The sequence below is a fragment of the Mycobacterium bulgaricum genome, assembly GCF_041287165.2.
GTDB classification, from domain to species: Bacteria; Actinomycetota; Actinomycetes; order Mycobacteriales; family Mycobacteriaceae; genus Mycobacterium; species Mycobacterium bulgaricum.
Map to the genome: position 1 here is coordinate 381,170 of NZ_JBGGKV020000001.1, position 12,414 is coordinate 393,583.

Consider the following 12,414-nt stretch of genomic DNA (forward strand, 5'->3'; position numbering starts at 1 on the left):
GGAGTTCTACACACCGATGGCGAAGACCAACAGGCGGAAACGCCACCGCATCCTGGCGCTGTTCGCGGCCGGGGCGGTGGGCCTTGTCGTGGTGCTGATCGTGGCGATCGTGGTCGTGGTGCTACGCAGGCCCGACTCGCCACCGACCGCGGTGCCGCCCTCGGCGCTCCCACCGACCGCGGGTGTTCCGCCCACGTCGAAGCCGCGTCCGGAGTTCCAGGACGCCAGCTGCCCTGACGTCCAGTTGATCTCGATCCCGGGCACCTGGGAGTCCTCGGTGCAGATGGACCCGTTCAACCCGGTCCAGTTCCCGGCGGCGCTGCTGCTCAACGTCACCAACCCGATCCGCGCCCAGTTCGACAACGAGCGGCTCGAGGTGTTCACCGTCCCGTACACCGCGCAGTTCCACAATCCGCTCTCGGCCGATCGGCAGATGTCCTACAACGACAGCCGCGCCGAGGGCACCCGCGCCGCGGTCAAGGCGATGACCGACATGAACAACCGGTGCCCGCTCACCAGCTACGTCCTGATCGGGTTCTCGCAGGGCGCGGTGATCGCCGGTGACATCGCCTCCGACATCGGCAACGGGCGCGGCCCCGTGGACCAGGACCTCGTGCTCGGCGTGACGCTCATCGCCGACGGCCGCCGCCAGGACGGCGTCGGCCAGGACGTCGGCCCCAATCCACCGGGCCAGGGCGCCGAGATCACGTTGCACGAGGTGCCGACGCTGTCGGCGCTGGGACTGAGCATGACGGGCCCGCGTCCCGGCGGGTTCGGACTGCTCAACGACCGCACCAACGAGATCTGCGCCCGCGGCGATCTGATCTGCGCCGCCCCCGAGTCGGCGTTCAACATCACCCAGTTGCCGCAGACGCTGCAGGTGCTCTCCGGCGGTGCGGGCCAGCCCGTTCATGCGATGTACGCCACGCCCGACTTCTGGAATCTCGATGGTCTCCCAGCAACAGGGTGGACACTGAACTGGGCGCAGGGTTTGGTGAGCAACGCGCCGCAACCGAAACACGGTTGAGATTTGGCGCGACCGCGCAGGTCGCCTAGCATTGCGGTAGTTTAAGGAAATTTTAAGAGCGGTCGCCGGCGGCAGATGGGTGGGGGGCTGCTCCTCGGTAGGACCCTCCGGGCTTTGGGATGTATTGGAGTTGAGAGATGGCCTTCCACAACCCGTTCATCAAGGACGGATTGATCAAGTTCCCTGACAACGGAAACTTGGTCCGTCACGTCGAGCGATGGGCGAAGGTGCGTGGCGACAAGGTCGCTTACCGGTTCATCGACTTCTCCACCGAGCGCGACGGCGTGCAGCGCGACCTGAACTGGGCCGACTTCGGCGCCCGCAACAAGGCCGTCGGCGCGCGCCTGCAGCAGGTGACCCAACCCGGCGACCGGGTCGCCATCCTGTGCCCCCAGAACCTCGAGTACCTCGTCGCATTCTTCGGCACCCTCTACTCCGGCCGCATCGCGGTTCCGCTCTTCGATCCGAACGAGCCGGGCCACGTCGGGCGACTGCACGCAGTCCTCGACGACTGCACGCCGTCGGCGATCCTGACGACGACGGCCGCCGCCGAAGGCGTCCGCAAGTTCTTCCGCACCCGCCCGGCCAACCAGCGTCCGCGCGTCATCGCCGTGGATGCGGTGCCCGACGAGGTGGGCACCACCTGGGAACCCGTCGACGTCCAGCACGACACGATCGCCTACTTGCAGTACACGTCCGGGTCCACCCGCATCCCGACCGGCGTCCAGATCACCCACCTGAACCTCGCCACCAACGTCGTCCAGGTCATCGAGGCGCTCGACGGCCAGGAGGGCGACCGGGGCGTCTCGTGGCTGCCGTTCTTCCACGACATGGGTCTGATCACGGTGCTGCTGTCCCCGATGCTCGGGCACTACATCACCTTCATGACTCCCGCCGCATTCGTCCGCCGCCCCGGCCGCTGGATCCGTGAGATGGCGCGCAAACCCGACGACACCGGGGGCACCATCTCGGTGGCACCGAACTTCGCCTTCGACCACGCCGCGGCCCGCGGTGTGCCCAAGGACGGCGAAGAGCCCCTGGACCTGTCCAACATCAAGTGCATTCTCAACGGCAGCGAGCCGATCTCGGCGGCGACGGTGCGCCGTTTCAACGAGGCCTTCGGCCCGTACGGCTTCAAGCCGGAGGCGATCAAGCCGTCCTACGGCCTGGCCGAGGCGACGCTGTTCGTGTCGACCACGCCGATCCACGAGTCACCCCGGATCATCGCGGTGGATCGCGACGAGCTGAACAACAACCGGTTCGTCGAAGTGCCCGACGACTCGCCCAAGGCTGTCGCGCAGGCAGGCGCGGGCAAGATCGGTCTGGCCGAGTGGGCCGTCATCGTCGACCACGAGACCGCCACCGAACTTCCCGACGGTCAGATCGGCGAGATCTGGATCAGCGGTCAGAACATGGGAACCGGGTACTGGGGTAAGCCGGACGCCACTCGCGAGACCTTTCAGAACATCCTCAAGTCCCGCACGACCCCCTCGCATGCCGAAGGTGCCGCGGACGACGCCACGTGGGTGCGCACCGGCGATCTGGGCGCTTACCACGACGGGGAGCTCTACATCACCGGCCGCGTCAAGGATCTGGTGATCGTCGATGGCCGCAACCATTACCCGCAGGACTTGGAGTACTCCGCGCAGGAGGCCAGCAAGGCGCTGCGCACCGGTTTCGTGGCGGCGTTCTCGGTGCCGGCCAACCAGCTTCCCGACGAGGTGTTCGACAACGCCCACGCCGGGCTCAAGCGCGACCCCGACGACACCTCCGAGCAGTTGGTCATCGTCGGTGAGCGCGCGCCCGGTGCGCACAAACTCGAGATGGGTCCGATCGTCGACGACATCCGCGCGGCGATCGCCGTGCGGCACGGGGTGACGGTGCGCGACGTGCTTCTGACGGCCGCCGGCGCGATCCCCCGTACGTCCAGCGGCAAGATCGGCCGCCGCGCCTGCCGGTCGGCGTACCTCGACGGCAGCCTGCGCAGCGGCAAGGTGGCCAACGCCTTCCCTGATGAAACGGACTGAAGCTCAAATTTCGGCGGCCGTGCCGGTCGCTCCGCGATCGTGAGGTTGAGTGAACATGGCTGAAGCACAAGACGATTCGGTGTCCCCTGCGGCCCCCAAGAACGGCCCGGACATGACCGTCCAGGAAATGCGCGAATGGCTGCGCAACTGGGTCGGCAACGCGACGGGACAGTCGCCGGATTCGGTCAACGAGACCGCGCCCCTGGTCGAACTGGGTCTGTCATCGCGTGATGCGGTCGCGATGGCCAGCGACATCGAGGACCTGACCGGTGTGACGCTGACCGCGACCGTCGCGTTCCGTCACCCCACGATCGAGGCGCTGGCGACCGTCATCATCGAAGGTGAACCCGAGGAGGATACTGCGGCACTGGATGCCGAGGACTGGTCCCGAGAGGTCGACGAGGGTGTCGCCAACATCGCGATCGTCGGTGTGGGCACCCGCTTTCCGGGTGACATCAACACCCCCGCCGAGATGTGGTCTGCGCTGCTCGAGGGGCGCGATGCGATCACCGATCTCCCCGAGGGGCGCTGGGCAGAGTTCCTGTCCGAGCCGCGCGTCGCCGAACGGGTGGCCAAGGCGCGCACCCGCGGTGGCTATCTGAAGGACATCAAGGGCTTCGACGCCGAGTTCTTCGCGCTGTCGAAGATGGAGGCCGACAACATCGACCCCCAGCAGCGGATGGCGCTGGAGCTGACCTGGGAAGCGTTGGAGCACGCCAGGATTCCCGCTTCCAGTCTGCGCGGCGAGGGCGTCGGCGTGTACATCGGCAGCTCGGTCAACGACTACATGTTCATGTCGGTCGCCGATCCCGCGGTCGCGCACCCCTATGCGATCACCGGTAACTCGAGCGCCGTCATCGCCAACCGGGTGTCGTACTTCTACGACTTCCGCGGGCCCTCGATGGCCATCGACACCGCGTGCTCCTCGGCACTGGTGGCGGTCCACGAAGGGGTCAAGGCGCTACGCGCCGGTGACGCCGACGTGGTGCTCGCCGGTGGTGTGAACGCGCTCGTGACCCCTTTGGTCACAGTCGGTTTCGACGAGGTCGGTGGCGTGCTGGCCCCCGACGGCCGGATCAAGTCCTTCTCGAAGGACGCCGACGGTTACGCGCGTTCGGAGGGCGGCGGCATGCTGGTGCTCAAGCGCCTCGCCGACGCCCGCCGCGACGGCGACCAGATCCTCGCCGTCATCGCGGGCGGCGCGGTCAATCATGACGGCAGGTCCAACGGCATGCTGGCGCCGAACCCCGACGCGCAGGAAGCTGTGTTGCGCAAGGCGTACAAGGACGCAGGCATCGACCCCCGCACCGTCGACTACGTCGAGGCGCACGGAACCGGCACCATCCTCGGCGATCCGATCGAGGCCGACGCGCTCGGCCGGGTGATCGGACGCGGTCGCGCGGACGACAGGCCCGCGCTGCTGGGTGCGGTGAAATCCAATGTGGGACACCTGGAGTCGGCGGCCGGCGTCGCGAGCCTCGCGAAGGTCGCGCTGTCACTGCACCACAACAAGATCCCACCGTCGATCAACTACACGGGGCCCAATCCCTACATCGATTTCGACAGGGAGCACCTCAGGGTCGCCGACACCGCCACCGACTGGCCCCGCTACAGCGGCCACGCCATCGCCGGTGTGTCCGGCTTCGGCTTCGGCGGCGCAAACGCCCATCTCGTGGTGCGTGAGCTCTTGCCCACCGATCTCGTCGAACCCGCACCGGAACCGGATGTGGCGGTGGTGACTCCGGCCGGTGAGGCCAAGCCCGCCGTCTACGTCGGGGGCATGCTCGTCGAGGACGACGACGAGGACGAGCTGGGCGACCAGGAGCGCGACCCGGAGTTCTACGGGGTCATCGCCGAAGGTGAGCCGGAGCTGCCCGGCCTGACCGACGAGGCGTTGCGCCTGTTGGAGGCTGCGCGCGAGAAGCTGGCGGCCGAGGAGGCCGCCAATCCGACGGCAAAGCTTGTCCCGCTTGCGGTCTCGGGTTTCCTGACCTCGAGGAAGAAGGCGACTGCCGCCGAACTGGCCGACTGGGTCGACAGCCCCGAGGGCAGGGCGTCGTCCCTGGAGTCGATCGGACGCTCGCTGTCGCGGCGCAACCACGGGCGCTCCCGTGCCGTGGTGCTCGCCCACGATCACGACGAGGCGGTCAAGGGACTGCGCGCGATCGCCGACGGCAAACCGAACCCGATCGTCATCAGCTCCGACGGGCCCGTCACCAACGGACCGGTGTGGGTCCTCGCAGGATTCGGTGCGCAGCACCGCAAGATGGCCAAGAGCCTGTACCTGCGCGACGAGATCTTCGCCGAGTGGATCAACAAGGTCGACAGCCTGATCCAGGACGAGCGCGGGCATTCGATCCTCGAGCTGATCCTCGACGACGCGATCGACTACTCCGACGAGACCACCGAGCTCCCGATAGAGAAGGTGCAGCTGGTCATCTTCGCGATCCAGATCGCGCTCGGTGAGCTGCTGAAGGCGCACGGTGCGAAACCCGGTGCGCTGGTCGGGCAGTCGCTCGGCGAGGCGGCCGCGGCATACTTCGCCGGCGGCCTGTCGCTGGAGGACGCGACCCGCACCATCTGCTCGCGCGCCCATCTGATGGGCGAGGGGGAGGCGATGCTGTTCGGCGAGTACATCCGCCTGATGGCGCTCGTCGAGTACTCGGCCGACGAGATCGAGACCGTGTTCTCGGATTTCAAGAACCTCGAGGTGTGCGTGTACGCCGCACCGACGCAGACCGTCATCGGCGGCCCGCCGGATGAGGTGGACGCGATCATCGCTCGCGCGGAATCGGAGGGCAAGTTCGCCCGCAAGTTCCAGACCAAGGGTGCCAGCCATACCTCGCAGATGGATCCGCTGCTCGGTGAGCTCGCCGCGGAACTGCAAGGCATCGAAGCGCTTCCGCTGCAGGTGCCCTACTACTCGACCGTGCACGAGGGCAGCCTGATCCGGGCCGGCTCCGACTCCATCCACGACGTGGACTACTGGAAAAAGGGTCTGCGTCACAGCGTGTACTTCACGCACGGCATCCGCAACGCCGTCGACAACGGACACACGACATTCCTCGAGCTGGCGCCGAACCCGGTGGCGCTCATGCAGGTTGGGCTCACGACGGCCGATGCGGGTCTCCACGACGCACAGCTGATCCCGACGCTGGCGCGCAAGCAGGACGAGGTCGACTCGATGACCACGGCCATGGCGCACCTGTTCGTGCACGGCCACGATCTCGATTTCCGGACGCTGTTCCCCCGGCGCTCGCAGGGGCTGGCCGGCGCGCTGGACTTCGCCGACATCCCGCCGACCCGCTTCAGGCGCAAGCCGCACTGGCTGGACGTCAACTTCGGCGGTGGCAATTCGACGGTGATGCCGGGCAGCCACGTCGCGACGCCCGACGGCAGGCATGTGTGGGAGTACGGCGCCCGCGGCGCCGTGGATCTGGCGGCGCTCGTGAAAGCGGCTGCGGCGGAAGTGCTTCCGGATGCCAAGCTGACGGCCTCCGAGCAGCGTGCGGTCCCCGCCGAGGGCTCCAAGCTGGTGACCACGCTGACCCGTCACCCCGGCGGCGCCAGCGTGCAGGTGCATGCGCGCATCGACGAGTCGTTCACGCTCGTCTACGACGCCATCGTGACCCGCGCGGGCCAGCAGGCCGCACTGCCCGCGGCCGTCGGTGCGGGCACGGTCGCCGAGATCGCCAGTGCGCCCGCGGAAGACGAGGCGGTGGAAACGCCGGCGTTCGAAGCGGACAACCTGACCGCAGGTGCCAATCTCGGTGCGAACTTCGCCAAGTGGTCGCCCGAATCCGGTGAGACCATCGGCGAGCGGCTGGGCACGATCGTCGGCGCGGCCATGGGCTACGAGCCCGAGGATCTGCCGTGGGAGGTGCCGCTGATCGAACTCGGTCTGGATTCGCTAATGGCGGTGCGGATCAAGAACCGCGTCGAGTACGACTTCGACCTGCCCCCGATCCAGCTGACCGCCGTGCGCGACGCCAACCTCTACGCCGTCGAGAAGCTGATCGCGTATGCGGTCGAGAACCGCGACCAGGTCGGCGAACTGGCCGAAGCGCAGAAGGGCAAGACGGCCGAGGAGATCGCGGCCGCTCAGGCCGAGCTGATGGGCGGTGCCAGCACGGTCGCCGAGCTCGAAGCCAAGCTCGCCGAAGCCGGCCATCCGATCGCGTCGCAGCCGTCGGACGGGGAGACCGGGGCGCCTGAGGAGACCGACGAGACCGCAGTCGCCGCCGGATCCGAGGCCCCCGCGGTCGCCGAGCCGGGGAGCGTTCCGCCGCCCCCGACGGACCCGTCCGGTCCCTCGGGCCCGAAGCCCAGCGCAGCCGGCCTCGCGGCCCAGGTCCTCACCCAGGAGGCGGTCACCGAGGCGCTCGGCGCCGACGTGCCGCCGCGCGATGCGGCCGAGCGTGTCACCTTCGCCACGTGGGCGATCGTGACCGGTAAGTCGCCGGGCGGCATCTTCAACGAGCTGCCGTCGATCGCCGACGACGTCGCCGAGAAGATGGCGCAGCGCCTGTCCGAGCGCGCCGACGGCACGATCACCGCCGACCAGGTGAAGGCGGCCCGCACGATCCAGGACCTGTCGGTCGCCGTGCGTGACGAGATGGACGCCGGTGAGCTCGACGGGTTCGTCCGCACCATCCGGGCCAGGCCCGAGGGGTCGAACCGCGTCCCGGTGTTCGTGTTCCATCCCGCGGGTGGGTCGACCGTCGTCTACGAGCCCCTGCTGAAGCGGTTGCCGCCGGACACCCCGATGTACGGCTTCGAGCGGGTCGAGGGCTCGGTCGAGGAACGCGCCGCCGAGTACCTGCCCAAGCTGCGGGAGATCCAGGGCGATGGCCCCTACATCCTGGTCGGATGGTCGCTGGGTGGCGCGCTCGCCTACGCCTGCGCGATCGGTCTCAAGCGCGAAGGCGCCGACGTCCGATTCGTCGGGTTGATCGACATGGTGCGCCCCGGCGAGGAGATCCCGCAGACCCAGGAGGAGACGCGGGCCCGCTGGGATCGCTACGCGCTGTTCGCCCAGCGCACCTTCAACGTCGAGGTGCCGCCGATCCCCTACGAGGAGCTCGAAGCTCTCGACGACGGCGGCCAGGTGCAGTTCATCCTCGACGCGGTCAAGGAGAGCGGGGTCGACATCCCCGGCGGCATCATCGAGCACCAGCGCACGTCCTACCTGGACAATCGCCTGCTCGAGACCGCCGAGATCCAGCCCTACGACGGTCACGTCACCCTGTACATGGCCGATCGCTATCACGACGACGCGATCTTCTTCGAGCCGCGCTACGCCATCCGTCAGCCCGACGGCGGCTGGGGCGAGTTCGTCGAGGATCTGGAGGTCGTGCCGATCGGGGGCGAGCACATTCAGGCCATCGACGAGCCGTACATTGCGAAGGTCGGCGCCCACCTGAGCGAGGCCATCAATGCCGTGGAGAGTGAGAGCAAGTGACTGAACGCACCACCGCTGAACTCCTGGCAGAACTCCGCGAGAAGCTGGAGCTGGCCAAGGAACCCGGCGGCGAGAAGGCAGTCGCGAAACGCGCGAAGAAGGGGATCCCGAGCGCGCGCGAGCGCATCTACGCCCTACTCGACCCGGGCAGCTTCCTGGAGATCGGTGCGCTCGCCAAGACCCCGGGCGATCCGGAGGCGCTCTACGGCGATGGGGTGGTGACCGGTCACGGCAGCATCAACGGCCGTCCGGTGGGCGTGTTCAGCCACGACCAGACGGTGTTCCAGGGCTCGGTCGGCGAGATGTTCGGCCGCAAGGTCGCCCGTCTGATGGAGTGGGTGGCCATGGTCGGCTGCCCGATCATCGGCATCAACGACTCCGCGGGCGCCCGTATCCAGGACACCGCGACGTCGCTGGCCTGGTACGCCGAACTCGGCCGCCGCCACGAGCTGCTGCGCGGCCTGGTGCCCGAGATCTCGCTGATCTTCGGCAAGTGCGCAGGCGGTGCCGTCTATTCGCCGATCCAGACCGACCTCGTCATCGCGGTGCGCGATCAGGGCTACATGTTCGTCACTGGCCCCGACGTCATCAAGGACGTCACCGGTGAGGACGTCACGCTCGACGAGCTCGGCGGCGCGGACGCCCAAGCCCGCTACGGCAACATCCATCAGGTCGTCGAGTCCGAGGCCGCGGCGTTCCAGTACGTGCGCGACTATCTGAGTTTCCTTCCGGGCAATACGTTCGACGACCCGCCGATCGTCAACCCGGGCCTGGAGCCTGAGGTGACCCCGCACGACCTCGAGCTCGACGCGATCGTGCCGGATGCCGACAACCAGGCCTACGACATGATGGAGATCCTGCTGCGGATCTTCGACGACGGCGACGTCTTCCAGGTCGGCGAGCAGTCCGGCCCGGCGATCATCACCGCGTTCGCCCGCGTGGACGGCCGCCCGGTCGGCATCATCGCCAACCAGCCGATGTACATGTCGGGCGCGATCGACAACGAGGCCTCCGACAAGGCGGCCCGCTTCGTCCGCTTCTGCGACTCGTTCAACACCCCGCTGGTGTTCGTCGTCGACACACCCGGCTTCATGCCCGGTGTGGAGCAGGAGAAGGGCGGCATCATCAAGCGCGGCGGCCGGTTCCTCAACGCCGTCGTCGAGGCCGACATCCCCAAGGTGACGATCACGATCCGCAAGTCCTACGGCGGCGCGTACGCCGTGATGGGTTCCAAGCAGCTGACGTCGGACTTCAACTTCGCGTGGCCGACGGCCCGCATCGCGGTGATCGGCGCCGAAGGTGCGGCCCAGCTGCTGGTCAAGCGGTTCCCTGATCCCACTGCGCCGGAGGTGCAGAAGATCCGCGCGGACTTCATCGAGGGCTACAACACGACCCTGGCCACACCGTGGATCGCCGCCGAGCGCGGTTTCATCGACGGTGTGATCGAGCCGCACCAAACCCGGTTGCTGCTGCGCAACTGCATGAGGCTGTTGCGTGACAAGCAGATCAACCGCGTGCAGCGCAAGCACGGCCTGACTCCCATCTAGAGCGCAGTGCACCCAGAAGCCGTCTTTAGGATTGAATACAGCTGTGTCGACTGACTTCACGGGGCTGAGGCGGGATGCCCCGCTCGGCGATTCGCGTCTGGATCTGTGCGATCTCTTCGTCTTCGAGTCGCCGAACGATCCCGCGCGGACCGCATTGATCCTGACGGCGAATCCGAAGGCCGACGCGTTGTATCCCGGTGCGGTCTACCGCATCGGCATCGACAACGACGGCGATCTGCGCAACGACATCACCTTTAACTTCGTGTTCTCCGAGGTGGTGGACGGCAAGCAGCGGGTCGACGTGCGGTTGGGTCTGCAGGCCGAGGCGCGGGTCGACTCCGCGTCGGGGTCGGAGATCTTCGGCGGCGTCGAGGTGTCGTTCGACGACGAACCACACGTCTGGCGTTCCCGTGGCGGCGCGTTCGTGTTCTTCGCCGGCGCGCGCAGCGATCCGTCGTTCTCGGATTCGAATGTCATCGCAATGGCTGTGGAGTTGCCCACTACCTACCTCGGCGCCGAACCCGACGTCCGGATCTGGGCTCGCTGCAGTCTGGTCGACGACGGCAAGTGGGTGCACGCCGACCGCGTCGCCCACCCGTGGATCAGCGGGTTCTTCAGCACCGACGACGAATTGGCCGAGTTCAGCTCCGGTGAGCCGAACCGCGACCAGGCCCACTGGATCGGCCACCTCATCGACCTGATGGCCGAGACGGGCGGCTACACCAGGAACGAGGCCATCGACGCGATCGAGTCCGAGGGCACGCTGCCCGACGTGTTGACCTACAACCCGTCCAAGCCCGCGCGATACCCCAACGGACGCGCGCTGACCGACGACGTCGCCGACTTCCGGTCGAAGTTCCTGACCAACGGGAAGAAGGGGCTTCCCGGCCTGCACACCCCCACCGGTCTGCTCTCCGAGTTCCCCTACCTGGCTCCGCCGCGTTGACATGCCGCTGAGCGAGGGCGAGGTGATCGCGGGCTACACGATCTCGCGGATGCTGGGCTCCGGCGGTATGGGCGAGGTCTATCTGGCCAAGCACCCGAGACTGCCACGCTACGACGCTGTGAAGGTGCTGTCGGCGTCGGTGTCCACGGACAGCGAATACCGCGAGAGGTTCAACCGGGAGGCCGACATCGCGGCCACGCTGTGGCACCCACACATCGTCCAGGTGCACGACCGCGGCGAATTCGAAGGCCGGCTGTGGATCTCGATGGATCATGTCGAGGGCACCGACGCGGCGCGCCTGCTCGCCGACAGGTATCCGAACGGCATGCCGCCGGCGCTGGTCATCCGGCTGGTCGCCGCAGTCGGGGAGGCGCTGGACTACGCCCATCAGCGCGGCCTGCTGCACCGCGACGTCAAGCCCGCGAACATCCTGATCGCCGATCCGGAGACGGAGAACGAGCGGATCATGTTGGCCGACTTCGGGATTGCCCGCAGGGTCGGCGAGGTCAGCGCGCTCACCGGCACCAACATGACGGTGGGCACCGTGGCGTACTCGGCCCCCGAGCAGCTGACCGCCGACGAGGCCATCGACGGCCGCGCCGACCAGTACGCGTTGGCCGCCACCGCGTTTCAGCTCCTGACCGGAACCCCGCCGTTCCAGCATTCCAATCCGGCGATCGTCATCAGCCAGCACCTCACCGCGCAGCCGCCGTCGATCGCGGTGCACCGGCCCGAATTGTCCGGTCTGGGTGAGGCTTTCGAGAAGGCACTGGCCAAGTCGCCGGCTGAGCGCTTCGACAGATGCGTGGATTTCGCGCGCGCGCTGTCCAACCGCAGTGCAGCGATCGAGCCTGGTGTGCTGACCGACCCGGATGCGACGAGGCATGCAGGTGCCTCGGCCGGTCCGCGGCACGCCAGACCCTCGGCCGGGCCCGCACCCGCTGACGGCAGGACGCGGAATCGGATTCTGGTCGCCGCCGCGCTCGTCCTGGCGCTGGTGGCCGTGGTCGCCATCGTTCTGCTCGCGGTGTTCGAGAAGGACGAGATCCGTTCGGAGGCAGGGCAACCCGCGTCCAGTGTGGCGCCGTCGGGGGGCGTCACCCTGCCCGTCGTCGTGGTCGGGGCAGACTGCGCGACGCTCGGCGGGGCGGGTGTCACCGAGACCGGAGAACCGGCTTACTGTGCCCGGTTGACGTCCTCCGGGGAACCGCTGTGGTCGTTGTACCCGGGCGAGATCCCCCATCCGAGCAACACTCCGGCGCCGGCGGAAGGCTCTGCGCCCGCGGACACGCCGGTGCTGGTGTGCATGGAACAGACGGGGCAGAACCAGGCAGACTGCCACGACGACATCCTGCGGGAGAATGCCGATCCCGGCGCGAACGACGATCAGCAGCCGACGGGTTAGC

Annotated in this window: 6 protein-coding genes; all 6 read left to right on the forward strand. The window is 67.8% G+C overall.

What is annotated here, in order from left to right; genetic code table 11:
- The first annotated feature begins 16 nt into the window (after nt 1-16).
- Nucleotides 17-1,027: a carboxylesterase Culp6 gene (gene culp6 / locus ACAG24_RS01910; RefSeq protein WP_370471010.1), complete on the forward strand. Its 1,011-nt coding sequence runs from the start codon at nt 17-19 to the stop codon at nt 1,025-1,027.
- A gap of 137 nt (nt 1,028-1,164) precedes the next feature.
- Entirely contained in the window at nt 1,165-3,054 is a 1,890-nt protein-coding gene (gene fadD32 / locus ACAG24_RS01915) for a long-chain-fatty-acid--AMP ligase FadD32 (protein ID WP_370471011.1), read from the forward strand.
- 55 nt (nt 3,055-3,109) lie between these two features.
- Nucleotides 3,110-8,515: a polyketide synthase Pks13 gene (pks13, locus tag ACAG24_RS01920; RefSeq protein ID WP_370471012.1), complete on the forward strand. Its 5,406-nt coding sequence runs from the start codon at nt 3,110-3,112 to the stop codon at nt 8,513-8,515.
- Nucleotides 8,512-10,062 (forward strand): acyl-CoA carboxylase subunit beta, encoded by a 1,551-nt coding sequence (locus tag ACAG24_RS01925; RefSeq protein WP_370471013.1) that lies wholly within the window; start codon nt 8,512-8,514, stop codon nt 10,060-10,062. Before pks13 ends, ACAG24_RS01925 begins: the two co-directional genes overlap by 4 nt.
- Before the next feature lie 43 nt (nt 10,063-10,105).
- Nucleotides 10,106-11,008 (forward strand): DUF4331 family protein, encoded by a 903-nt coding sequence (locus tag ACAG24_RS01930; RefSeq protein WP_370471014.1) that lies wholly within the window; start codon nt 10,106-10,108, stop codon nt 11,006-11,008.
- A 1-nt stretch (nt 11,009) separates the two neighbouring features.
- Nucleotides 11,010-12,413 (forward strand): serine/threonine-protein kinase, encoded by a 1,404-nt coding sequence (locus ACAG24_RS01935; RefSeq protein ID WP_370471015.1) that lies wholly within the window; start codon nt 11,010-11,012, stop codon nt 12,411-12,413.
- The last annotated feature ends 1 nt before the right edge of the window (nt 12,414 follow it).